General features: G+C 58.6%; 24 protein-coding genes. 21 read left to right on the top strand and 3 right to left on the bottom strand.

All coding sequences use genetic code 11. The annotated features are described in order from the left end of the window. The first annotated feature begins 19 nt into the window (after nucleotides 1-19). From ACFVTJ_RS03510 to ACFVTJ_RS03500, 3 genes are all read left to right on the top strand, one after another. Complete coding sequence (locus ACFVTJ_RS03510) at nucleotides 20-1,321, top strand: M23 family metallopeptidase (protein ID WP_386904659.1); 1,302 nt, start codon at nucleotides 20-22, stop codon at nucleotides 1,319-1,321. 219 nt (nucleotides 1,322-1,540) lie between these two features. Continuing rightward, the gene (locus ACFVTJ_RS03505; RefSeq protein ID WP_386904657.1) at nucleotides 1,541-3,046 is read left to right on the top strand and encodes a DEAD/DEAH box helicase; all 1,506 of its coding nucleotides are present in this window, start codon (nucleotides 1,541-1,543) and stop codon (nucleotides 3,044-3,046) included. A gap of 7 nt (nucleotides 3,047-3,053) precedes the next feature. Next, nucleotides 3,054-3,497 (top strand): NUDIX domain-containing protein, encoded by a 444-nt coding sequence (locus tag ACFVTJ_RS03500; protein WP_386904655.1) that lies wholly within the window; start codon nucleotides 3,054-3,056, stop codon nucleotides 3,495-3,497. A 652-nt stretch (nucleotides 3,498-4,149) separates the two neighbouring features. Here ACFVTJ_RS03500 and ACFVTJ_RS03495 read toward each other — a convergent pair. Further along, on the bottom strand, nucleotides 4,150-4,578 hold the full coding sequence (locus ACFVTJ_RS03495) for a hypothetical protein (protein WP_386904654.1): 429 nt from the start codon (nucleotides 4,576-4,578) through the stop codon (nucleotides 4,150-4,152). 368 nt (nucleotides 4,579-4,946) lie between these two features. Between ACFVTJ_RS03495 and ACFVTJ_RS03490 the strand changes: the two genes are divergently transcribed. The 10 genes from ACFVTJ_RS03490 to ACFVTJ_RS03445 all read left to right on the top strand — a co-directional run bounded on the left by ACFVTJ_RS03490 (nucleotide 4,947) and on the right by ACFVTJ_RS03445 (nucleotide 12,523). Then, nucleotides 4,947-5,477 (top strand): helix-turn-helix domain-containing protein, encoded by a 531-nt coding sequence (locus ACFVTJ_RS03490; RefSeq protein ID WP_386904652.1) that lies wholly within the window; start codon nucleotides 4,947-4,949, stop codon nucleotides 5,475-5,477. 89 nt (nucleotides 5,478-5,566) lie between these two features. Continuing rightward, nucleotides 5,567-6,691 carry an ABC transporter substrate-binding protein gene (locus ACFVTJ_RS03485; protein WP_386904650.1) on the top strand — a complete coding sequence of 375 codons (1,125 nt, stop codon included), beginning with the start codon at nucleotides 5,567-5,569 and terminating at the stop codon, nucleotides 6,689-6,691. 134 nt (nucleotides 6,692-6,825) lie between these two features. Beyond that, the gene (gene rpe, locus ACFVTJ_RS03480) at nucleotides 6,826-7,503 is read left to right on the top strand and encodes a ribulose-phosphate 3-epimerase (protein ID WP_386904648.1); all 678 of its coding nucleotides are present in this window, start codon (nucleotides 6,826-6,828) and stop codon (nucleotides 7,501-7,503) included. A gap of 60 nt (nucleotides 7,504-7,563) precedes the next feature. Then, entirely contained in the window at nucleotides 7,564-8,061 is a 498-nt protein-coding gene (locus ACFVTJ_RS03475) for a hypothetical protein (protein WP_386904646.1), read from the top strand. A 90-nt stretch (nucleotides 8,062-8,151) separates the two neighbouring features. After that, entirely contained in the window at nucleotides 8,152-9,459 is a 1,308-nt protein-coding gene (gene purB, locus ACFVTJ_RS03470) for an adenylosuccinate lyase (RefSeq protein WP_386904644.1), read from the top strand. Nucleotides 9,460-9,527: 68 nt separating this feature from the next. Then, nucleotides 9,528-10,091: an alpha/beta hydrolase gene (locus ACFVTJ_RS03465; protein ID WP_386904642.1), complete on the top strand. Its 564-nt coding sequence runs from the start codon at nucleotides 9,528-9,530 to the stop codon at nucleotides 10,089-10,091. 214 nt (nucleotides 10,092-10,305) lie between these two features. Further along, nucleotides 10,306-11,070, top strand: coding sequence for a phosphoribosylaminoimidazolesuccinocarboxamide synthase (gene purC / locus ACFVTJ_RS03460; protein ID WP_003507919.1), 765 nt, complete (start codon nucleotides 10,306-10,308; stop codon nucleotides 11,068-11,070). Nucleotides 11,071-11,105: 35 nt separating this feature from the next. Then, nucleotides 11,106-11,348, top strand: coding sequence for a phosphoribosylformylglycinamidine synthase subunit PurS (gene purS / locus ACFVTJ_RS03455; RefSeq protein ID WP_003507918.1), 243 nt, complete (start codon nucleotides 11,106-11,108; stop codon nucleotides 11,346-11,348). Between the two features lie 19 nt (nucleotides 11,349-11,367). Continuing rightward, on the top strand, nucleotides 11,368-12,039 hold the full coding sequence (gene purQ / locus ACFVTJ_RS03450; RefSeq protein WP_386904640.1) for a phosphoribosylformylglycinamidine synthase subunit PurQ: 672 nt from the start codon (nucleotides 11,368-11,370) through the stop codon (nucleotides 12,037-12,039). A 79-nt stretch (nucleotides 12,040-12,118) separates the two neighbouring features. Continuing rightward, on the top strand, nucleotides 12,119-12,523 hold the full coding sequence (locus ACFVTJ_RS03445) for a hypothetical protein (protein WP_386904639.1): 405 nt from the start codon (nucleotides 12,119-12,121) through the stop codon (nucleotides 12,521-12,523). Between the two features lie 116 nt (nucleotides 12,524-12,639). Here the strand turns inward: ACFVTJ_RS03445 and ACFVTJ_RS03440 are convergent, their stop codons facing one another. Next, the gene (locus ACFVTJ_RS03440; RefSeq protein WP_386904637.1) at nucleotides 12,640-12,945 is read right to left on the bottom strand and encodes a DUF1127 domain-containing protein; all 306 of its coding nucleotides are present in this window, start codon (nucleotides 12,943-12,945) and stop codon (nucleotides 12,640-12,642) included. Nucleotides 12,946-13,038: 93 nt separating this feature from the next. Between ACFVTJ_RS03440 and ACFVTJ_RS03435 the strand changes: the two genes are divergently transcribed. The 4 genes from ACFVTJ_RS03435 to ACFVTJ_RS03420 all read left to right on the top strand — a co-directional run bounded on the left by ACFVTJ_RS03435 (nucleotide 13,039) and on the right by ACFVTJ_RS03420 (nucleotide 17,754). After that, entirely contained in the window at nucleotides 13,039-14,457 is a 1,419-nt protein-coding gene (locus ACFVTJ_RS03435) for a PLP-dependent aminotransferase family protein (RefSeq protein WP_386904635.1), read from the top strand. A 107-nt stretch (nucleotides 14,458-14,564) separates the two neighbouring features. Beyond that, nucleotides 14,565-15,155 (top strand): acyloxyacyl hydrolase, encoded by a 591-nt coding sequence (locus ACFVTJ_RS03430; protein ID WP_386904633.1) that lies wholly within the window; start codon nucleotides 14,565-14,567, stop codon nucleotides 15,153-15,155. Between the two features lie 114 nt (nucleotides 15,156-15,269). Next, nucleotides 15,270-17,504, top strand: coding sequence for a phosphoribosylformylglycinamidine synthase subunit PurL (gene purL / locus ACFVTJ_RS03425; RefSeq protein WP_386904631.1), 2,235 nt, complete (start codon nucleotides 15,270-15,272; stop codon nucleotides 17,502-17,504). Nucleotides 17,505-17,520: 16 nt separating this feature from the next. Then, nucleotides 17,521-17,754 carry a BolA family protein gene (locus tag ACFVTJ_RS03420; protein ID WP_003516012.1) on the top strand — a complete coding sequence of 78 codons (234 nt, stop codon included), beginning with the start codon at nucleotides 17,521-17,523 and terminating at the stop codon, nucleotides 17,752-17,754. A 138-nt stretch (nucleotides 17,755-17,892) separates the two neighbouring features. Here the strand turns inward: ACFVTJ_RS03420 and ACFVTJ_RS03415 are convergent, their stop codons facing one another. Beyond that, nucleotides 17,893-19,041, bottom strand: a complete 1,149-nt coding sequence (locus tag ACFVTJ_RS03415; RefSeq protein WP_386904628.1) for a hypothetical protein — start codon at nucleotides 19,039-19,041, stop codon at nucleotides 17,893-17,895. A gap of 110 nt (nucleotides 19,042-19,151) precedes the next feature. On the opposite strand from ACFVTJ_RS03415, the gene ACFVTJ_RS03410 reads away from it, so the two are divergent. The 4 genes from ACFVTJ_RS03410 (at nucleotide 19,152) to ACFVTJ_RS03395 (ending at nucleotide 22,585) form a co-directional block, all read left to right on the top strand. Beyond that, a complete protein-coding gene (locus tag ACFVTJ_RS03410; protein ID WP_386904626.1) occupies nucleotides 19,152-19,400 on the top strand; it encodes a hypothetical protein in 249 nt (82 codons plus the stop codon). Nucleotides 19,401-19,547: 147 nt separating this feature from the next. After that, entirely contained in the window at nucleotides 19,548-19,883 is a 336-nt protein-coding gene (grxD, locus tag ACFVTJ_RS03405; protein ID WP_080790446.1) for a Grx4 family monothiol glutaredoxin, read from the top strand. A gap of 137 nt (nucleotides 19,884-20,020) precedes the next feature. Next, nucleotides 20,021-21,229, top strand: a complete 1,209-nt coding sequence (locus ACFVTJ_RS03400; RefSeq protein ID WP_386905263.1) for a multidrug effflux MFS transporter — start codon at nucleotides 20,021-20,023, stop codon at nucleotides 21,227-21,229. A 201-nt stretch (nucleotides 21,230-21,430) separates the two neighbouring features. Next, a complete protein-coding gene (locus ACFVTJ_RS03395; RefSeq protein WP_386904624.1) occupies nucleotides 21,431-22,585 on the top strand; it encodes an IS4 family transposase in 1,155 nt (384 codons plus the stop codon). Nucleotides 22,586-22,660 lie beyond the last annotated feature (75 nt).

Here is a 22,660-nt window from a genome sequence, read left to right as displayed (position 1 = left end):
GCCAGTCCGGAGAGAGATTGTGACTGATACGGCAGAAAACCGGGTATTCGGCAAAAAGCGTGAACCGCACGTGCTCATCCTCGCGCGCGGCGAAAGCGTGCGGCACATGACCATCCGGCCGTGGATGGCAGCGCTTGCCGGCTGCACGATCGGCCTGTTTTCGCTCGGCTATCTCGGCGCAACCAGCTATCTCATTTTGCGCGACGACCTGATCGGCGCGACCATGGCGCGCCAGACGCGCATGCAGAACGACTATGAAGACCGCATTGCGGCCTTGCGAGCCCAGGTGGACCGCGTCACCTCCCGGCAATTGCTCGATCAGCAGGTCGTTGAAAAGAAAGTGGAAAAGCTGCTGGAACAGCAGGCCGCGCTGACCTCCCGCCACGGCCGCATGAGCGAGCTTCTCGAAAGGGCTGAAAATTCCGGCATCGCGGCAGAAGCTCCGGCTGCGTCCTCCTCCCTCTCGAACGCCATGGCCCCGGAAAAACGCGCCGACCTGTCCGGCGGCCTTTCCGCCATTGAAAAACTGATGACGTCGAAAAAGCAGGCGCCGGAAAAAGCCGCAGCGACCGACAGACGGGCCGCTTATATGCCTGAAGCCGGCGAAACAGCTTCCGACCGGGCAGACCGGGTTTTCTCCAAGGTCACGCTGTCGTTGAAGGATATAGAACGCCAGCAGATATCGCGCATTGCCAGGCTGACCAGCGACGCCGAGGACAAGGCAAGCGCCATGCAGGAGATCATCCGGCAGGCGGGCCTGAAGATCGAAGAAAACGGCACGGAGGATGTTGGCGGTCCCTATGCCGCGCCCTTGGGCGGTGAGACCGATCCGTTCAACCTGTCTCTCACCAGTCTCGACAATGCGCTGAACCGGCTTGATGTCGTCAAAGAAACCGCAACCGCCCTGCCCTTCGGCAACCCCGCCCCCGGGCGGGCGATCACCAGCCGATTCGGCAACCGTATGGATCCGTTTCTCGGACGTCCCGCCTTGCATACCGGCATCGATTTTCGTGCTGAAACAGGCGCGGACGTTAAATCCACCGGCGCCGGCAGGGTGACGGTGGCGGAAAACTCCGGCGGTTACGGCAATATGGTCGAGATCGATCACGGCCAGGGCGTCTCCACCCGATTCGGCCATCTCTCCGCCATCCTCGTGCGGGCTGGCGACCGGGTGGAAGCCGGCGACGTCATCGGCCGCGCCGGCAGCACCGGGCGCTCCACCGGCCCGCATGTGCATTACGAAGTGCGGCGCAACGATACGCCGGTAGATCCCATGCGGTTCCTGATCGCCGGGGCGGAGCTGAAAACCTATCTGAAATAGCAGGCCGACTTTAACGCTTCTTTTGCTCTTTTAACGATAAATCGCACAAATTCACGACCAAGGCTCAAATGCCCCGCCCGGAGCATCACGTTTCGCGCGCTTTCCCCGTTGTTTCCTTGACTTTCCGGCAATTTGGGCCTATCCCCGCGCCAAGTCTTTGCAAGTGCCGTCGCGGCACGCAGGTGTTCTTACCGAACCAGAACGGAAAAAGTTCTTCCTTTGACAACATTCTCTGATCTTGGCCTGAGCCAAAAAGTTCTTTCCGCTATTGCAGATGCCGGCTACACCACGCCGACACCCATTCAGGCTGGCGCCATTCCGCCGGCGCTGGAAAAGCGTGATATCTGCGGTATCGCACAGACCGGCACGGGCAAAACCGCGTCCTTCGTTCTGCCGATGCTGACGCTGCTCGAAAAGGGCCGCGCGCGCGCCAGAATGCCACGCACGCTGATCCTCGAGCCGACCCGCGAGCTTGCGGCGCAGGTGGCGGAAAACTTTGAGAAATACGGCAAGAATCACAAGCTGAACGTTGCCCTGCTCATCGGCGGCGTGTCCTTCGAAGAGCAGGATCGCAAGCTTGAGCGTGGCGCGGATGTCCTCATCTGCACCCCAGGCCGTCTTCTGGACCATTGCGAACGCGGCAAGCTGCTGATGACCGGCGTAGAAATCCTCGTCATCGACGAAGCCGACCGCATGCTCGACATGGGCTTCATCCCGGATATCGAGCGTATCGCCAAGATGATCCCCTTCACCCGGCAGACGCTGTTCTTCTCGGCCACCATGCCGCCGGAAATCCAGAAGCTGGCTGACCGGTTCCTGCAGAACCCGACGCGTATCGAGGTTGCAAAACCCTCCTCGACCGCAAAGACGGTAACGCAACGTATCGTCGCCGCGCACAATAAGGACTACGAAAAGCGCGCCGTCCTGCGCGATCTGGTCCGCGCCGAAGAAGCCGAGCTCAAGAACGCCATCATCTTCTGCAACCGCAAGAAGGATGTGGCTGATCTGTTCCGTTCGCTTGATCGTCACGGCTTTTCCGTCGGCGCGCTGCATGGCGACATGGATCAGCGCTCGCGCACGACGATGTTGCAGAACTTCCGGGATGGAAACCTGACGCTGCTGGTCGCTTCCGACGTTGCCGCACGCGGACTTGATATCCCTGATGTCAGCCACGTCTTCAACTTTGATGTTCCCATTCATGCCGAAGACTATGTTCACCGCATTGGCCGCACCGGTCGTGCGGGCCGGTCGGGCAAGGCCTTCACCATCGTCACCAAGAGCGACGCGAAATATCTCGACGCAATCGAAAAGCTGATTGCCGAAAAGATCGAATGGCTGAACGGCGATCTCTCTACCCTTCCCGCGCCGATGGAGAGCTTCGAAAGCAATTCCGGTCGCCGTGGCAATAAGGAACGTGGCGGCAGAGGCCGTGACAGGAACCGTCGCGATGCTGCCGTATCGCCGGTCGAGAACATCAATCAGGATGCACAATCCGCAGTGGATACCGACATCGCGCCTCACGGAGACGACAGGGTGAAAGCAGAACGCAGACCGGAAAAGACCCCGCGCAATTCCGAGCGCAACAGCCGCAACCCGCTGCATGCCAATGACGACAACCGCGAGCGTCGCCGCCACTATCGCGACCACGACGATGGCCCGACACCCGTAGGATTTGGCGACGACATTCCCGCCTTCATGCTGATCGTGGCCAACGCCAAGGCCTGACCAGCGCATGGACAGCATGACATCGACCATCAAGCCCGGCCTCGATTTTCCCGGCGTTGGTGTGGGCCTTGTCATATTGCGCGAAGGCCGCCTGCTTTTGTGCCGGCGCCTGAAAGCGCCGGAAGCCGGATACTGGAACATTCCAGGCGGCAAGGTGGATCACCTCGAGACGTGCCTCGCCGCTGCGCGGCGGGAGGCCGAAGAGGAAACCGGCCTTCAGATCGGCACCGTCGAATTTCTCTGCCACAGCGAATTTATCGATCCGGAAGACCGTCACCACTGGGTCTCGTTGATCTTCGTCACCCGCGATGTGCAGGGTGAACCAATACTGACCGAACCGGACAAGCTTTCCGCTATCGGCTGGTTTGATCCGGATAAACTGCCCGAGCCCCTCTCCGCCTTTGCAAAAGACGCCCTGGCCGCCCTGAAACGACGCCAAATGGGAAACTGAGCCGATCCGCCTTCGCGCGACGGCTGCAGACAAACTGCGTTTTCAGACAAGCGCGTGGGTTATGCGCCGGAGTGAGTATAACTCTTTCCGCGCTATATCTTTTCTATAAAAACAGGAATGAAAGAACGCCTTTGCGTGAGGCTCTTCAAATTCAATTTTAAATTGCCTAAATTAGCTATACGTAAAAAACCGCCCCAGTTTCCCGAAGCGGTTTATACGTAATGAAAAAAATAGAATATAGAAAGTAATATAGTCTGGCAGTGCTTATATTCGGAACACTTCCGAGGCCTAATGCAGCCAATTTCAGTCGTCCCCTGAAACAAGCACATCTAAGCTAATCATTTACTTTAGGTCAAGCAAATCTTCTCGCAAATGCGAAAAAACCGCGGGGAGAAACCTGTCCACGAGGTCAAGCTTTACATATTTCGAATATATATCAGCAAGTTATGGAATTGGGAATAAATTGTGCATTTTTGTGGACTGCACTCTAAGAGGCACATCGAATAACGCACATGTTCCAAATTGCATCTCTACTCCATGAATATAATAGTTTTATAACGCGGTCGCGGCATAATTCGGCGCTGAACTTTTATAGGTGCTGAAACCAAGTCCTCAAACGCCCGACGGGCATTTAACGACAGCAATCGATTTTTCATCCACGACCAGCGAACGCAATCTGAAATTGCACTCTTAAAAGTCGGTCCATCCGGCACCCTAAATTGCAGGAGTGCCATAGCTGAGCAGTATTTCCGGCGGAGAGCCGAGCTCGCCCAATGTGAAATTCCTTGCGGTGAAAAGGTCCCTCAATCAATGCAGTTAGAGCATCGAGACAATGAATCGCGTGCAAAAAATCGCCATCCACCACATAAAAATCGATACGATCAAAACCAGCAGCAACGGCCTGTTGCTGAAGTATATTAAGATGCCACCAATAATATTCTCCATATTTTCCATACCTGCGGCAGCCCCCATTGGCGCGAGTAAGTCCGATCAGCGTTGCCTTTCTTCGCGCGGCTTTATTTCGGGAGAAATCACCACCATCGCCATCAATAGAAACGCGAATAACAAGATAAATGGGCACAAAACGAGCATCGCAATGCCCCTGCCAATCGAACTGAGCGCCTTACGGAGCAACCCTTCCCTTTCAATCCGCATCGTGGCTGCCTTTTCGAGGATCTACACATTCAGATGTTGTCTTCATCTCCGCACAATCGAATCGCTTGAAGATTGCTGGGGAGTTATCAAGCACCACCCCCGCGATATTTGGATCTAGGCAGGCGCACGAAGCACACACCCTATCTTGCTGATGCCTTTAACACAGTGCTAAATAACTCATTAAAACAAGGGCGTCCTGGCAGAAGCCCTTCCATTGGTAATATGCGAACACAGAGAGGATTAAATTACAATTGGATTTTTGTAAACTCCATTTGTGATTTAATTTAAAAGAATTTGGCTAGGAAAGAAGTCGAGCCCAAGACAGACCTAGGAAGACGCCTCCGAGCTGTGAGGGCTGCGTTCGATATCGATGACCGGGACGTCTTCGCCAGCCGGCTGGTGATCAGTAAAAGCGGTCTGGCACACTATGAACGGGGTGAACGCGTGCCCGACGCCGAACTGCTTTCCGCGTATCACCGGGAGTTCGGCGTGAACATATCCTGGCTCGTCACCGGGCAAGGAGATATGTTCGAAGGTGGGCAGTCTACCGGCAGAGATTATGACTCACATCAGCTTCTCGTCGATCTGATCAATCCGCTCGGACGGCTGATAAACAAGGTTTATCGTGACCACGAAGTCAGGATAACCGACGATCAGCGCTTCTCTGAGCTGACCAGATGGCACAACAATTTAACCAGTCGCGCCGGCGCTTCCTTCGAATGGAATGACCTTATGTCCCTCTTGCCATGGGTGGAGCAGACCCTTGGGGAAGAGTTGCGGTCGAAACGAGCAGGCGCTGAAACCAACCAAAGATCGGCAAGCTGATACCTGATAAACAAGCCCGGCACATAAGCAATGTGATGGTTTTGCGGGAATGTCTGTGAAGCGCACGTATTTTTCCTTTGGAAAACCGGTTGTTGCCGATAAACATCAAACCGGGACAACAGGATTTCTATCGCGTCATGCTTTCACTTCGCCTGCTAACGATCATCGCCGGTTTTGCCTTCGCGGGCTCAGCGAGCGCGGCATCGATTGGCATTGTTGCTCCCCAGAACGGCCCTTACGAGCTTTTGGGACAGCAGGTGCGGCAGGGTGCAAAGGCGGCAGCGGCCAAGCTTGGACTCGATGTCGTCGAAATCCACGAGAGCTGCGAAGACGGCAGCGGCGGCGCGATTGCCGATGGCCTGGTGGCTGCCAAGGTCAGCGCCGCGATCGGTTTTTTATGCACGGAAACGCTTCAGGGCGTTCTGCCACCACTCAAGGCGGCCGCCATTCCCGCGATCACGCTTTCCAGCCGCGCTCCGATTCTCATGGAAGATGCCCTGAAATACGGCTGGCCGCTTTTCCGCCTCTCCCCTTCCGACAGGGCCGAATCTGACAGGATTTCCGAAATCATCCTGCGCGACTGGAAGGGCCATTCCATCGGGCTGGTGGACGACGGCACGATCTATAGCCGCGAGCTTGTCGACCGGATCCGCTCGTCGCTGGAGGAAAACGGCCTCAAACCCACCTTGGCCGACACGATGCGCCCCAACCAGGAACAGCAGGTGGCGCTGGTGCGCCGGCTGGCGAAAACCGGCATTTCCCATGTCTTCGTCGGCGCGGAACGCAACGACGTCGCCATCATCGCCAGAGATGCCGCATCCGAAAACCTTGCTTTGACCATCATGGGCGGCGACGCCATGAATGCGGCGAACAACCCCGTTCCCCTCACCGCCAATGTATTGGCCGTCACGCGCCCGGCCTATGATACCCTGCCATCGGCCCAGGCCGTCACCGGAGAGCTGCGTGCCGCGGGCATCGAACCCGAGGGTTACGTCCTGCCGGCCTACGCCGCAACGGAACTGACCGCCGCTCTCGCGGAGGCCGTGCAGGCACAATCAAAACCTGCGCCGGAGATATTGGCCGGAGGCGCCGTCTTCAAAACCGTCATCGGCGACCTCGGCTTTACCCGGTCCCACGACCTTTCCGATAACCCCTACCGCCTGCAGCGCTGGAACGGCCAGCGCTTCGATTCGACGGACAGGGCAGAAAAATAACAGGCCGCACGTCATCGGCAGAAATTCGATGAAACGTATCTGAAAACGACGGACAACCGCGCGTCAAGCCGTTTCAAAGCCGAATGCTTGGTGTTAAAGGCAGCTTACGCAACGCGTCGAGAGGAGTTTGCCCCATGTCCCTGCCCATCCGCATAGCCCCGTCCATTCTGGCTGCCAATTTCGCCAAGCTGGGACAGGAAGTCGCCGATGTCACGGAAGCAGGCGCGGACTGGATCCATCTTGACGTCATGGACGGCCATTTCGTGCCGAACATCTCCTTCGGCCCTGATGTCATCAAAGCGCTTCGCCCGCACAGCAATGCCTGTTTCGATTGCCATTTGATGATTGCTCCCGTCGATCCCTATCTCGAGGCCTTCGCCAAGGCCGGCTGCGACAGCATCACCGTGCACGCGGAAGCTGGACCGCACCTTCACCGCTCTCTGCAAACCATTCGCGGCCTTGGACTGAAAGCAGGCGTCACGCTCAATCCGGCAACGCCACTTTCGGTGATCGAAAACGTGCTCGATGATGTCGACCTCGTGCTGATCATGAGCGTCAATCCCGGCTTCGGAGGCCAGAAATTCATTCCCGCCATGCTCGACAAGATCCGCGCGGCAAAGTCGATGATCGGTGATCGGCCGATCGAACTGGAAGTCGATGGCGGCGTGACGGCGCAGACCGCAGGTGACATCATTGCCGCGGGCGCCAATGCATTGGTCGCCGGTTCGGCGGTCTTCAAGGGCGATGGCGTTGAAGATTATCGCAAGACCGTCGCCCTGCTGCGCTCGGCAGCGGAGGCCGGAAGAACGTAACGCACCACCGCGGATGGCCGAAAAAGCCGAATGCGCCAAACAAGGCATCGGGGGATTGTCATGGAAAGCGGCATGCAGGGTTTCCGTGACAAGGCTCTGCCAGCATTCTTCATGCTGCTCGGCGCGCTTGGCTGGGGCGTCTGTTCCGCCGCATCCGCCGCCGCTGGTCTCTATCTCCGCAACAGGCTGGAAACCGATCACGCGGCCGATATCGTCACGCTTTTCTTCGTGGGCGGTTTTTTCGGCTGGCTGCTGGCGCTGGCTGCATTGCGCCTTCTCCCCGCCTCCACACCCCGGCCCCTGCGTTTTGCGGCGGCCTGTCTCGCCATCGCATTCTTCACGCTCGCCGTTGCCGCAGCTTTGTTTGCATTCGAATACCGCATCTTTTATGCGCAATGGCACGCACCGGCCTTTTCACGCATCTGGTTCTTCCAGCTGCTCTTCACCTCGCTTGGCGCGGTGTATCAATTCGCAATTCTCGGTCTCGGACTGTATTTTCCCTTTGCCGCTCTTCCGCTCCTGCCCGCCGGCGCAATCCTCTGCCGGCGTGCGCGGTAAGCGACATAGCCATGCAGCTTGATAGATTGAGATTAGCGGAACACTTTGCTAAACGGGCAGCAAATTTCCTCCACTAAGAAAGTCATTTCCATGATCCCTCGTTACTCCCGGCCGGAAATGGTCGCCATCTGGTCGCCGGAAACAAAATTCCGCATCTGGTTCGAGATCGAGGCATATGCCTGTGACGCGCTGGCCGAACTTGGCGTCATCCCGAAGTCAGCAGCCCAGACCATCTGGGAAAAGGGCGGCAGCGCCACGTTTGACGTCGCCCGCATCGATGAGATCGAGGCCGTGACCAAGCACGACGTCATCGCCTTCCTCACCCATCTCGCCGAATTTGTCGGCCCCGACAGCCGTTTCGTGCATCAGGGCATGACCTCTTCCGACGTTCTCGACACCACGCTCAACATCCAGCTCGTGCGCGCCGCCGATCTGCTGCTCGCCGACATGGACCGGGTGCTCGCGGCTCTCAAGACCCGCGCCTTCGAACACAAGAACACGGTGCGCATCGGCCGCAGCCACGGCATCCATGCCGAGCCGACCACCATGGGCCTGACCTTTGCCCGTTTCTACGCCGAAATGCACCGCAACCGTGAGCGCCTCGTCAATGCCCGCGCTGAAATCGCCACAGGCGCGATCTCCGGCGCCGTCGGCACCTTCGCCAATATCGACCCGCGCGTCGAGGAACATGTATGCGCAAAACTCGGCCTCATCCCTGAGCCGGTCTCCACGCAGGTCATCCCGCGTGACCGTCACGCCATGTTCTTCGCCGTGCTCGGCGTCATCGCCTCGTCGATCGAAAACGTCGCCATCGAAATCCGCCACATGCAGCGCACCGAGGTTCTGGAAGCGGAAGAGTTCTTCTCTCCCGGCCAGAAGGGCTCGTCGGCCATGCCGCACAAGCGCAACCCGGTTCTCACCGAAAACCTCACCGGCCTTGCTCGTCTAGTGCGCATGTCGGTCGTACCGGCCATGGAAAACGTTGCCCTCTGGCATGAACGCGATATCAGCCACTCCTCCGTAGAGCGCGCCCTCGGCCCTGACACGACTGTCACCCTCGATTTCGCGCTGAACCGTCTGGCCGGCGTTATCGAAAAGCTGGTGATCTACCCGGACAACATGTTGAAGAACATGAACAAGTTCCGTGGCCTCGTGCATTCGCAGCGCGTTCTCCTGGCGCTGACGCAGGCTGGCGTCTCCCGCGAAGACGCTTACCGCCTGGTCCAGCGCAACGCCATGAAGGTTTGGGAACAGGGTGCCGACTTCCTTGAAGAACTGCTGGGCGACGAGGAAGTGCGTGCCGCCCTTCCCGAAGAGACCATCCGCGAGAAATTCGACCTTGGTTACCACACCAAGCATGTCGACACGATCTTCGCCCGCGTCTTCGGCAGGGCATAAAGCAGGGTCTCAAAGTTAATGCCGTCGCGGTCTTGATCGCGACGGCATCAAAGCACAGATATGGGCGCATGAAAGTTTCAGAAGTAGATATCCTCATCGTACCCGGTTACACCAATTCCGGCCCTGACCACTGGCAGACCCGCTGGGAGCGCAAGTTATCCACCGCGCGCCGGGTCGAGCAGGCGGAGTGGACCAAGCCCGTGAAAGAAGACTGGGTTGCGCGGCTGGTGGAAGAGGTGAACGCCGCCACCAAGCCCGTCGTGCTGGTTGCCCATTCGCTCGGCGTGCCGACCGTGATCCATGCTTTGCCTGAGATCGCCCATAAGGTCGTAGGCGCGGTTTTTGTTGCCCCGCCCGATGTCGCCAATCCGGATATCCGGCCGAAACATCTGATGACCTTCGGGCCCTATCCGCGCGATCCGCTGCCATTTCCGACAATCACCATCGCTAGCCGCAACGATCCCTTCGGCACTTACGAACATGCCGATGACATTGCTGCCGCCTGGGGTTCGCTACTGATCGATGCCGGCATGTCCGGCCATATCAACGCCGAGTCCGGTCATGGCCCATGGCCGGAGGGCGGCATGGTTTTCGCCCAGTTCCTGAGCCGACTGAAGATGCCCGAGACCTGACAAGGGCGGCAGGGCGAGACTCGTTCCAACGCTTGCCCGTCGCAGTGATCGGTTTCCGGGCGATTTCCGGCCGGCCAACCTTCCGGCCCGACACAAGAATTGAAGGGAAGATATGCCACCCGCATTGTAGAATGCACTCTTTTCCTTTATGGGACCGCTCAAAGACAGAAACGTAACGCCACCAGAATCGGCGTCAACCAAGAGACCTGCCATTATGAACCGTCGCCGCCGTATTTACGAAGGCAAGGCCAAGATCCTTTATGAAGGTCCGGAGCCAGGCACGCTTATCCAGTTCTTCAAGGACGATGCGACCGCCTTCAACAAGAAGAAGCACGAAGTCATCGACGGCAAGGGCGTGCTGAACAACCGCATCTGCGAATATGTCTTCACGCATCTGAACAAGATCGGCATTCCCACCCACTTCATCCGCCGCCTCAACATGCGCGAGCAGCTGATCAAGGAAGTGGAGATGATCCCGCTTGAGATCGTCGTGCGCAACGTCGCCGCCGGCTCGCTCTCCAAGCGTCTCGGCATCGAGGAAGGCGTGGTGCTGCCGCGCTCCATCATCGAGTTCTATTACAAGTCGGATGAGCTGGAAGACCCCATGGTCTCCGAAGAGCACATCACGGCTTTTGGCTGGGCCAACCCCGCCGAGCTTGACGACATCATGGCGCTCGCCATCCGCGTCAACGACTTTCTTTCCGGCCTGTTTCTCGGCGTCGGCATCCAGCTCGTCGATTTCAAGATCGAATGCGGCCGCCTCTTTGAAGGCGATATGATGCGCATCATCCTCGCCGACGAGATTTCGCCCGATAGCTGCCGCCTCTGGGACATCGAAACCCAGAAGAAGATGGACAAGGATCTGTTCCGCCGCGACATGGGCGGGCTTGTGGAAGCCTATTCCGAAGTCGCGCGCCGTCTCGGCATCATCAATGAAAACGAACCGATCCGCGGCACTGGTCCGGTACTCGTAAAATAATATTGGCCTCGTAGGGTAAATCAGGAGAAGATCAGGTGATCAAGGCACGGGTGACTGTTACGCTGAAGAACGGCGTTCTCGATCCGCAGGGCAAGGCAATCGAAGGCGCGCTTGGCAGCCTCGGTTTCGGTGGCGTCGGCCATGTCCGTCAGGGCAAGGTCTTCGATCTGGAACTGGAAGGCGCAGACAAGGCCAAGGCCGAAACCGACCTAAAGGCAATGTGCGAAAAGCTGCTGGCCAATACGGTCATCGAAAACTACGCCATCGCCATTCTCTAAGCTCTAGGAGCCGCCGTCCATGAAATCCGCTGTCGTCCAACTTCCCGGCCTCAACCGCGACCGCGACATGATCGCGGCTCTGACGAAAATCTCCGGTCAGGCGCCCGTCACCATCTGGCAGACGGAAACGGACATTCCCGATGTCGATCTGATCGTCATTCCCGGCGGCTTCTCCTATGGCGACTATCTGCGCTGCGGCGCCATTGCTGCCCGCATGCCGGTCATGCAGGCCATCCGCGAAAAAGCGGAAAAGGGCGTCAAGGTTCTCGGCGTCTGCAATGGCTTCCAGATTCTCGTTGAAGCCGGGATGTTGCCGGGCGCCCTGATGCGCAACGCCTCGCTGAAATTTGTCTGCCGGGAAGTGAAGCTCGAAGTCGCCAATAACGACACCGATTTCACTCGCGCATATGACAAGGGCCAGATCCTGCGCTGCCCCGTCGCCCATCACGACGGCAACTATTTCCTTGATGCGGATGAGTTGAAGTCGGTTGAGGGCAACGGCCAGGTCGTGTTCCGTTATGCGGAGGGCACCAATCCCAACGGCTCGCTGAACGACATTGCCGGCGTCATCGACACCAAGGGCAACGTTCTCGGCATGATGCCACACCCGGAAAACCTGATCGAAGCCGCCCATGGCGGCAATGACGGCCGCGGCCTCTTCGCTTCGGCGCTTGGCGTCATCGCAGCCTGATAGACCAAGGCGGGTTTCAAGCCCGCCTTTTTTGATGCCGGCTTCCGGCTATGTTTCGGCTTTTCTTCTGGATGACCTGATGCCCCGCATTCTTCGATACGATGCCTATAAAGCCACCGGACTGATCCTCGCTGCCGCCGCACTTGCGGCTTGCCAGCCGAAACCGCAACCAACCGCCTCCGTCTCCCGCGCGGCATTGCCGACCATGGAACGGATCGCGCTTGGCGCCAATGCCTGCTGGTTCAAATCGGGTGATGCGGCATTCAAGGCCTATCGCCTCGCCCCGGAACTCAATTCTTTCTCGGGCCGCCCGCGCATCCTGCTCGTACCGCGCAACAGCCCGGAATCGCGCCCCATGCTGGTGATTCAGGCCGAAGGCAACCCGGCAAAGCTCGATGCCTTCGGACCCGTGATGAACGAAGCCCTTTCAGGCCGCATCGCAACGGACGTCAAGCGCTGGGCAAATGGCGGCAAAGGCTGCTGACCGGCGCCACGTAAAAATCCAATAAAAAACCCGCCAGCGCCGGTTGGGAATGGCGCGGCGGGCTGTCGAATCGCTACTTGGTGCCAGGGAAAGAAGGCACCGCTCTCCGACAAAAATCAAAGCGACCGGGTGGGCCAGGAGAAAAGCCGCGATTTTGCGGCTTCGTTGAGAGCCTCATCCCGCGTGACCCCGATATCTTCCAGAAGATCGTCAGACAATTCCCGCAAGGCGAGCCGCCCCTGCCGTTTCCGGTGCCAATTGAACATGCCCGCAATCAGGCGACCAATAAGCGTGCGGGCGATCTTGGCCGGAAAGGGCGCCGGTGCGACCATGTCGCCGGCATCGCGGAACACGCGTTCCCGTTCGTAGCCATCAGGATAGAGTGTATCCGCTGTTGAAAGGTATTGATCCATCTTGCGCATATTGCACCTATTGTCTCCGTTTGTTTGATCTCACTCAATGCAGACAATAAATACAATTGACTTAATGATAGATACAATGCATAAATTGTCACCATGACAAATTGGCTTCCCGACATCACCGAGGGCGACGGCCCTATTTATCTTCGCCTTGCGGACAGCATCGAAGGCGCGATTTCGGACGGAACCCTGCAGGCCGGTTCAAAATTGCCACCGCAGCGCAATCTCGCCTACGATCTCGGCGTGACAATCGGCACAATCAGCCGGGCTTATGGGCTTATTCATGAACGTGGCCTGGTCAGCGGCGAAGTCGGCCGCGGCACCTATGTCAATGAGCGCAAGACCCCTGCCCCCTCCGCACCCATGGAAACGGTGGCGGCAGCCTTCGGCAGCACACGCCACGCCGTCGATAGCAGCGCCGAATTCCGGCTCAACACCACGGCGGCGCCCGATGTCGGCCAGAGCGCGCTGATCGCCAGGCACATCGAGGCGGTCGCTCGGGAACATGCTTACGACGTTACCAATTACGCCCGTTCCTTTCCTGACAACTGGTGCATGGCGGGCGCTCGCTGGCTTTCCCAGAACGGCTGGTCGCCAAAACCCGAAAATATCGTCTCGACGCTCGGCGCCCATGCGGCGGTGATGAGTGTGGTGACGGCCATGACCGCCCCGGGAGACCGTATCGTCTTCGAACCCGTGACCTATTCCCATATCAGCCGCAGCGCCACACTTGCCGGACGGCGAGTGACGCTGGTTGAAGCGGATGAAAAGGGCATTGTCCCTGACGATTTCGAGCGCGTCTGCGCCCAGCAGCATCCCAAGATGATCTTCCTGATGTCCGCCGGCCAGAACCCGACCTGCGCCACGCTGCCGGAAGAGCGTCGACGCGCTATTGCCGATATCGCCCGCCGGTACGGTGTCTGGGTCGTAGAGGACAATCTTTATGGCGCGATGACGCGTGAGGCGATCCCGCTGATCGCCGAATTCGCACCCGATATTACTTTCGTGGTCGGCGGCCTGTCGAAATCCGTCGCCGCTGGCGTTCGTGGCGGCTGGGTCGCCTGCCCGGCGCAATATTCCTCGCGCATCCGCATTTCCCACTCGATGCTAACGGGCGGTCTGCCCTTCATGCTGGCCGAAGTGAATGCCCGCCTCGTCAACAGCGGTGACGCCGACGACATTCGCAAGGATTGTATCGCCGAGATCAATCAGCGGGAGGCGATTGCCCGGCGGGCCTTTGCCGGACTGGATTTCAATTCGCTGCCCGATATCGCCTTCCTGTGGCTGAGACTGCCCGAACCCTGGCTTTCCGGCACGTTCCGAAACGCGGCGATGAAAGAAGGCGTGCTGATAGATGACGAGGATGAGTTCAAGGCCGGCCGCACCGACAAGGTTTTCCATCGGGTGCGCGTCAGCCTTTCTGGCCCATCGAACCAGCAAGAGTTGACCCATGCCCTCGGCATCCTGCGTCACCTGCTCGACAACGGCTCCGCCGGTTACGAAAGCGTTGCCTAGAGGGCGGAGAGTCTTTCCTGCAACACCCGGCCTAATTCAGTAACTTATCATTTACCAAGCCGACAAACCTGCCATCCTTTCCGCAATTCGACGTGGGGGATGATTCGATGGCAGCATTCGGTTCCACAGGTGTGAGGGCGTGTTTCGCGCTGGCGATCCTTCTTGCGGCATGTGTGTTGATCGGCATCATGCCCGCCACTGCTGCGGAAGGAACCGTCTTCGACGAATTACGCTTCGGCGCAACCACCTCGATTTCCAATCACGACAATGGCGGCGAGGATGGCGTCTTCCCGGCCTTCACCGCCTATTTTGATCCCTTCGCCAATGCATCTGCGGTGACGCTCGGCCAGAAGCTCTCCCGTCCCCGGCTGCATATCGGTGGCGAGATCGGCACTGAGGGCTCGGCGAATACCATTTACGGCGGTGTCAACTGGACCTTCGATCTCAACCCGAAGATCTTTCTCGATTTCGGTTTTGGCGGCCTCTGGCACGATGGCAAGCTGAGAAACAGTGCCGGCGAAACCGGTGCGGAATTCGGCTGCCGCCTACTTTTCCACGAATATGCGGCGATCGGCTATCGTTTCGATAATAACTGGAATATTTCGACCCAGATCGAACATGCATCACACGCCAATCTGTGCGACGGCCCGAATGACGGGCTCACGCGCGTAGGCCTTATGGTCGGCTACAGGTTCTGAAGAAGCCAAGAAAGCAGCGTTTTGCGGGTAAAACCGCGCATTTTCCTGTCGCACCATCGAGCCTCTTGCGCTAAAGAACCGGAAACTTTCCTCGGCTCGAACCGCGTGAGACCTATGTCTATCTCAAACTCCATCAAGATCACCCCGGAACTCGTTGCATCCCACGGGCTGAAGCCCGACGAATACCAGCGTATCCTCGACCTGATCGGACGGGAGCCGAGCTTTACCGAGCTTGGCATCTTCTCGGCCATGTGGAACGAGCACTGCTCCTACAAATCCTCCAAGAAGTGGCTGAAGACCCTGCCGACCAAGGGTCCGCGCGTCATCCAGGGCCCCGGTGAGAATGCCGGCGTTGTGGATATCGACGATGGCGACTGCGTCGTCTTCAAGATGGAAAGCCACAACCACCCGTCCTATATCGAACCCTATCAGGGTGCGGCGACCGGCGTCGGCGGCATCCTGCGTGACGTCTTCACCATGGGCGCCCGCCCGATTGCCGCCATGAACGCGCTGCGCTTCGGCGCGCCCGACCACCCGAAGACCCGCCACCTCGTGGCTGGCGTCGTTGCCGGTGTCGGCGGTTACGGCAATTCCTTCGGCGTGCCGACGGTGGGCGGTGAAGTGGAATTCGATCCGCGTTATAACGGCAATATCCTTGTCAACGCCTTTGCCGCCGGTCTTGCCAAGTCCGACGCGATCTTCCTTTCGGAAGCCAAGGGCGTCGGCCTGCCGGTGGTTTATCTCGGCGCAAAGACCGGCCGCGACGGCGTCGGCGGCGCGACGATGGCATCTGCCGAATTCGATGAATCCATCGAAGAAAAGCGCCCAACCGTTCAGGTCGGCGACCCCTTCACCGAAAAGTGCCTGCTGGAAGCCTGCCTTGAACTGATGAAAACCGGTGCGGTCATCGCCATTCAGGACATGGGTGCCGCCGGCCTCACCTGCTCGGCCGTTGAAATGGGCGCCAAGGGCGATCTCGGTATCGAACTCGACCTCAATGCCGTACCGGTGCGCGAAGAGCGCATGACGGCTTACGAAATGATGCTGTCGGAAAGCCAGGAGCGCATGCTCATGGTTCTCGAGCCCTCCAAGGAAGAAGTCGCCAAGGCGATCTTCGTGAAATGGGGTCTGGACTTCGCCATTGTCGGCAAGACCACCGACGACCTGCGCTTCCGCGTCATTCACGATGGCGAGGAAGTCGCCAACCTGCCGATCAAGGAACTGGGCGATCAGGCCCCGGAATATGACCGCCCGTGGACGCCCGCGAAGGTGCCCGCACCGCTTGCGGAAAACGACGTCCCGACTGCTGATATCGCCGACGCGCTGGTATCGCTCGTCGGTTCGGCCAACAATTCCTCGCGCCGCTGGGTCTACGAACAATATGACACGCTGATCCAGGGCAATTCCCTGCAGCTTCCGGGCGGCGACGCCGGTGTGGTGCGTGTCGAAGGCCATGACAAGAAGGCGCTCGCCTTCTCCTCCGACGTTACTCCGCGTTACGTTGAGGCTGATCCTTTCGAAGGCGGCAAGCAGGCCGTGGCCGAATGCTGGCGCAACATTACCGCAACCGGCGCCCTGCCGCTCGCGGCCACCGACAACCTGAATTTCGGCAACCCGGAAAAGCCTGAAATCATGAGCCAGCTCGTACATGCCATCAAGGGCATCGGCGAAGCCTGCCGCGTGCTGGAATTCCCGATCGTTTCCGGCAACGTCTCGCTCTACAACGAGACCAATGGCCAGGCGATCCTGCCCACCCCAACCATCGGCGGCGTTGGCCTGCTGAAGGATTGGGGCCGTATGGCGCGCATCCGCTTTGCTGCCGCTGACGAAGCTGTGCTGCTTGTCGGCGCTCCTGTCGGCCTCGGCACCCACATCGCCCAGTCGGTGTATATGCGTGATATCCATGGCCGCACCGACGGCCCGGCGCCGCATGTCGATCTCGCCGCTGAGAAGAAGAACGGCGATTTTGTCCGCGGCATCATCACCGATGGCCTCGCCACGGCCGTCCACGATTGCTCGTCCGGTGGCCTCGCCCTCGCTGTTGCAGAAATGGCGATTGCCTCCGGCATCGGCGCGACCATCGATGCGGTCGAAGGCCACAATCCGGTCCTCACCTTCTATGGCGAAGACCAGGGTCGTTACATCCTGACCGTGAAGAAAACCGATCTCGACAAGGTGCAGGCGGCCGCCAAGGCGGCGGGCGTTTCCTGCCCTGTCATCGGTGTTACCGGCGGCTCCGCTGTAAAGCTGGGCACGGCGCGTGCTGTCGAGATTAAAGAATTGCACTCGGCCTATGAATCGTGGTTCCCTCAGTTCATGGACGGCGAAACTCTAGTTGCCGCAGAATGAACTAAGGAGAAACACCATGCCCATGAAACCCGGCGACATTGAAGACATGATTAAGGCGGGAATTCCCGGGGCAAAGGTCACGATCCGCGATCTGGCCGGTGACGGCGATCATTACGCGGCGGAAGTCGTGGCAGATGCATTCAAGGGCAAGACCCGCGTGCAACAGCACCAGATGGTCTATGACGCGCTGAAGGGCAATATGGGCGGCGTTCTGCACGCCCTGGCCCTGCAGACCTCTGCTCCAGAATGATTGTGGCCGTGAAAGCGCTTACGGCAAGGCAGTTTCACTGTCCTGCCTAACCGCATGAAGGCTCCAGACTAAATCAAAGGCCCGCGTGAGACAGTCTCACGCGGGCCTTTTCATATCAGGCAAGATGGCGAACGCGACCTACAAGGCAGGTGGGCTCTGCGACTCCAGATCCGCAAAGGACGCGGCCGGCAAAGGCCCCGCCGTCAGCAGGGTAAAATCGTAACCGGATTTGCGATCCGGCCCCAGAACATATTGCCGGTGCATGCGCAGGAAATTGCGCTTGTTCTTTTTATAGCGCTCCGGCGAAAGCGAATGCTTGAAACGGATCGGCACGATCTTTGGCTGCGGCGCGTCTTTATGGCCGGTCAAGGCAACTGTGTTGCACCTGTAGAGGTGGATGGGATCGGTCAGGCACTGGATGTCGAACCATGTCACCTCAGGATGATACGCAATGGCGCCAATACTCTGGCGGAGCCTGTCGGCACTCGACAGGAACGCACATTGCAGCGCTGCGCCACCCAAAGTCGTAAAAGACAGTTTCCGGCCATCCAGCGCATCCGGCTTCACTTCCAGCACGCGGCCGATGACCGCCAGTGCAAGGCTTGCGCCCATGCTGTGGGATACAACCAGAACCTCGTCCGAAGGCTGCTCCAGCGCCGTCAGGACGAGCGACGCCTTCTCCTCGATCCAGTCACGGGCAATCGGCTCATCACGACCGACCGCGAGCGCAAACCGCCAGTCGGCGTAAAGATGCAAGGTGTGAAACCGCTCCGCAAACGGCAGGAACGCCTTCACGAAAAACAGGGCGGCGGCGGGAAGGCTGATCACGAAGAGCCAGAGCGGCAAAGCGAAAAGCCAGGGCGAAAGTGCAATCGTCGCCGCAAGCGCCCCACCAACAAGCATCAGCAGGAAGGGAAAGATGAAGAACAGGCCAAAACGCCAAGCATGGCGGAAATAACGCGTCGCAGCGCCCTCACCGACAATACCAGCGCCCGCCTTGAAACCGAGCCAGATTTGCCGCCAGACCGGCGCATCCCGCAGCTGCGATATCACTGCATTATGATCATAAACGAAAATGTCGGAGCGCGTCCGCCAGTCATTCGCCGAAGCTTCGACCGCGAATGTCTCGCCCGCAGGCGCATTCTTCAGCGGCCCCACCGTATAATTCACATCCCACGTCTTGCCAGCCAGTGCCGCCGCCCGCTGATAACGCAGATGATGGGCCGCCGCATCGAGCGGATCGAAGCCGGGGAAATAAAGGACGAGGCGTGACTTGACGCGCGGCATGCATAAACCTTCAGGCTCGAGGCACCCGAAAGGATCGCTTGATACAGTGGGCGATGCACGTATAGTAAAAATCGCGACGGAAATATGATTTATTTATCGGTGAGGGAAATTTGTCTGGCATCGTCGATCAATTGCTCAACGGCGTCGTCAAGGGCGCTCTGGCGGAGGTGCTGACCAAGACCGGCATCCGCAAGACACGCCGTTCACGCCGCACGAAAACCACCGGTTCTCTCGCCGGCGGCATTGTCGGTTCCGTTCTGAAAGCCGCAATCAACGCCGCCGTTAAACCAAAGCCGGCAAAGAAACAGGTGAGCAAAAGACGCACCGCCGCAGCGCGTAGCCGGCAGAGATATCGCTGAGGCGTCCGCAGCTACTTTTTTGGCACGTCGAGCTTTGCAACAAGGACGCATTTTTTACGCTTTCCGGGTGGAAATCGCGCCGCGACATGTTATTTAGAGGCTAACAGAAAGCAGCGGCCTTGAACCGCATGTGAAAGGAATAGGCCTATGAGCGGCATTCACGACATGATCGACAGCGAAGTGAAGAGCAACGACATCGTTCTTTTCATGAAGGGCACCCCGCAGTTTCCGCAGTGCGGTTTTTCCGGCCAGGTCGTACAGATCCTCGATTATCTCGGCGTTGAGTACAAAGGCATCAACGTGCTTGCCGACGGCGACATCCGTCAGGGCATCAAGGACTATTCCAATTGGCCGACGATCCCTCAGCTCTACGTCAAGGGCGAATTCGTCGGCGGCTGTGACATCGTGAGAGAGATGTTCCAGTCAGGCGAACTGCAAAGCCACTTCCAAGAACAGGGTATCAGCGTCCGCGGCGCGGCCTGATTTCGGCCGGTTTAACCGGCCCACCCTGATTGTCAGAAATTTATGCCAGGCGTTGCTTCATGCAACGCCTTTGCCGTTCTTTTTGGGGCAATCCTGTGACAGAACTTTCACAATCCACCACGTCGCGCGCTGGCTCGATGGGGCGCACGGAATTCATCGCGCTCGCCGCGATGCTGATGGCGCTGAACGCGCTGGCCATCGACATCATGCTTCCCGGTCTTCAGGAAATCGGCGCCTCGCTTGGCGTTGAGAATGAAAACCACCGCCAATATGTGATTTCCACCTATCTTCTTGGCTTTGGTATCGCCCAGCTTCTGTATGGGCCGATTTCCGATCGTTTCGGACGCCGCAAGCCGATGCTCTTCGGACTTGCGATCTACATCGTTTCGGCCCTCGCCGTTGTTTTTGTACCGTCTTTCTCCGGCCTCCTGGTCCTGCGTTTCATTCAGGGCATCGGCTCGGCGGCAACGCGCGTCATCACCATCTCGATCGTGCGTGACATCTATGGCGGCCGCCAGATGGCGGAAGTCATGTCGCTGATCATGATGGTCTTCATGGTTGTTCCGGTCATCGCGCCCGGCACCGGCCAGATCGTGCTCTTCTTCGGCAACTGGCACCTTATCTTCGCCTTCATGGCCGGCATCGCTGCCGTGGTAACGGCCTGGATGTATTTCCGCCTGCCGGAGACCCTGCACCCGGACGATATCAGGCCTTTCACCGCCCGTTCGGTGCTTGGCGGCTTCAAGATTGTCCTCACCAACCGTGTTGCGCTCTGTTACACGCTCTCCAGCACCTTCATCTTCGGGGCGCTGTTCGGATTCATCAATTCGGCGGAGCAGGTCTACAAGGGCATTTATGGCCTTGGCGCATGGTTTGCGGCAGCCTTTGCGGGCGTGGCCTTGTTCATGGCCTTCTCGTCGTTCATCAATGCAAAGCTGGTGGGACGGTTTGGCATGCGCAAATTATCGCATGGCTCGCTGCTCGGCTTCATCGCCATCACCTTCGTCTGGCTGCTCGTGCAGGTGCTGGGGCCGGAACCGATGCCTTTTGCCATCTTCATCGTGTTCTTCGCGCTCGCAATGTTCCAGTTCGGCTGGATCGGCTCGAACTTCAACTCGCTCGCTATGGAGCCCCTTGGTCACGTCGCCGGCACGGCCTCCTCCGTCATCGGCTTCATGGGAACGGTTGGCGGCTCGCTTATCGGCGCGGCTATCGGGCAGGCGTTTGACGGCACGGCTTTGCCCATGGTCGCCGGCTTCTTCGTTGTTTCCATCATCGGCCTGATCTTTGTCCTGATCGGCGAAAAAGGCGTGTTGTTTCAGGCTCACAACAAGCCGACACGGTAAGGGGCGATAGAAAAATGAAAGGGCGCGGAATTCTGTTCCGCGCCCTTAATGTGACAACAAGTCTGCTTTCACACTCAACGTCATCCTTGGGCTTGTCCCACTGCTGTCCGGTTTAAATTTGGTGGACATGGCGCACGGTGTTGATTCTACTCGTATTCGAGCGTTTGGCGACGATCTCGGACACGAAAGAGGAGCAACACCGTGCGGCACAAGAATAGCGTCTTTCATGATCTTTTGAAGCGTATTCCCTGGGCGGCGTTTGAGCGGCTTGTGGATGAACACGGGGCTGACAAGCATGTCCGCCGGCTGTCGACCAAAAGCCAGTTCATCGCCCTCCTGTATGGGCAGTTGGCGGGTTCGGTGAGCCTGCGCGAGATCGTCTTTGGCCTTGAGAGCCACTCTGCACGGCTCTATCATGTCGGCGCAAAGCCGGTGTCGCGCTCGACGCTTGCCGATGCCAATCGTCTGCGTCCGAGCCCTGTCTTTGCCGGGCTGTTTGCGCAGATGGTGGCGATGGCGGGACGCGGCCTGCGCCGGGCGGTGGGCGAGGCAACCTACCTCATCGATGCGACAGGGGTTCGCCTCTCCGGTGCCGGATCGCAGTGGGCGCGGTTTTCCCATCAAGCCTGCGGCGTCAAGGTCCACATCGTCTACGATGCGGATGCCGAACAACCGATCTATGCGGCGGTCACGCCGGCCAATATCAACGACATCACGGCTGCCAAGGCCATGCCGATCGCATCAGGCGCAACCTATGTCTTTGATCTTGGCTATTATGATTTCGGCTGGTGGGCCAAGCTGGACAAAGCCGGATGCCGGATCGTCACCCGGTTCAAGTCGCACACGCCGCTGACGGTCACCCATGAGCAGGCGGTGGACGGCGACGGTGTCATCCTGTCCGACCGCATCGGCCTGTTGCCGGCCCGCCAGGCCAAAAGCCGCAAAAATCCGTTCAGCGATCCGGTCCGCGAGATCACCATCAGGACCGAGACGGGAAAGGTGTTGCGCATATTCTCCAGTGATCTCGATGCACCGGCTCACGAGATCGCCGATCTCTACAAGCGCCGTTGGGCGATCGAACTGTTCTTCCGCTGGGTCAAGCAGACGCTGAAGATCGGCCATTTCCTCGGCACGTCAGAAAATGCCGTGCGCATCCAGATCGCTGTCGCTCTGATCGCTTACCTGCTGCTGCGATTGGCGCAGGCTGACCAGAAGACCGTGCCAAGCCCACTCGCCTTCGCCAGGCTGGTACGCGCAAACCTCATGCACCGACGACGCACCGATCGGCTTCTCAACCCGCCACCAGACAAACCCACAAACCAAAACCAGATAGCCTTCCAATGGCCGCAAATTTAAACCGGACAGCAGTGGGCTTGTCCCAAGGATCTAATCACGTCAACAAAATCGGGACGTTGCAGATGCTCGGGACAG

It is taken from the genome of Agrobacterium sp. NPDC058088 (assembly GCF_042885035.1).
Taxonomy (GTDB): Bacteria; Pseudomonadota; Alphaproteobacteria; order Rhizobiales; family Rhizobiaceae; genus Agrobacterium.
The sequence above is the reverse complement of the archived record's forward strand: the minus strand, read 5'-3'. Positions and strand labels throughout refer to the sequence as shown.

What these genes read in the sequence shown, in the direction of transcription:
- ACFVTJ_RS03500 (WP_386904655.1), top strand. Translation starts at nt 3,054, where the DNA reads ATGGACAGCATGACATCGACCATCAAGCCCGGCCTCGATTTTCCCGGC.
- rpe (WP_386904648.1), top strand. Translation starts at nt 6,826, where the DNA reads ATGTCCCTGCCCATCCGCATAGCCCCGTCCATTCTGGCTGCCAATTTC.
- ACFVTJ_RS03475 (WP_386904646.1), top strand. Translation starts at nt 7,564, where the DNA reads ATGGAAAGCGGCATGCAGGGTTTCCGTGACAAGGCTCTGCCAGCATTC.
- purB (WP_386904644.1), top strand. Translation starts at nt 8,152, where the DNA reads ATGATCCCTCGTTACTCCCGGCCGGAAATGGTCGCCATCTGGTCGCCG.
- ACFVTJ_RS03465 (WP_386904642.1), top strand. Translation starts at nt 9,528, where the DNA reads ATGAAAGTTTCAGAAGTAGATATCCTCATCGTACCCGGTTACACCAAT.
- purC (WP_003507919.1), top strand. Translation starts at nt 10,306, where the DNA reads ATGAACCGTCGCCGCCGTATTTACGAAGGCAAGGCCAAGATCCTTTAT.
- purQ (WP_386904640.1), top strand. Translation starts at nt 11,368, where the DNA reads ATGAAATCCGCTGTCGTCCAACTTCCCGGCCTCAACCGCGACCGCGAC.
- ACFVTJ_RS03445 (WP_386904639.1), top strand. Translation starts at nt 12,119, where the DNA reads ATGCCCCGCATTCTTCGATACGATGCCTATAAAGCCACCGGACTGATC.
- ACFVTJ_RS03440 (WP_386904637.1), bottom strand. Translation starts at nt 12,945, where the DNA reads ATGCGCAAGATGGATCAATACCTTTCAACAGCGGATACACTCTATCCT.
- ACFVTJ_RS03435 (WP_386904635.1), top strand. Translation starts at nt 13,039, where the DNA reads ATGACAAATTGGCTTCCCGACATCACCGAGGGCGACGGCCCTATTTAT.
- ACFVTJ_RS03430 (WP_386904633.1), top strand. Translation starts at nt 14,565, where the DNA reads ATGGCAGCATTCGGTTCCACAGGTGTGAGGGCGTGTTTCGCGCTGGCG.
- purL (WP_386904631.1), top strand. Translation starts at nt 15,270, where the DNA reads ATGTCTATCTCAAACTCCATCAAGATCACCCCGGAACTCGTTGCATCC.
- ACFVTJ_RS03420 (WP_003516012.1), top strand. Translation starts at nt 17,521, where the DNA reads ATGCCCATGAAACCCGGCGACATTGAAGACATGATTAAGGCGGGAATT.
- ACFVTJ_RS03415 (WP_386904628.1), bottom strand. Translation starts at nt 19,041, where the DNA reads ATGCCGCGCGTCAAGTCACGCCTCGTCCTTTATTTCCCCGGCTTCGAT.
- grxD (WP_080790446.1), top strand. Translation starts at nt 19,548, where the DNA reads ATGAGCGGCATTCACGACATGATCGACAGCGAAGTGAAGAGCAACGAC.
- ACFVTJ_RS03400 (WP_386905263.1), top strand. Translation starts at nt 20,021, where the DNA reads ATGGGGCGCACGGAATTCATCGCGCTCGCCGCGATGCTGATGGCGCTG.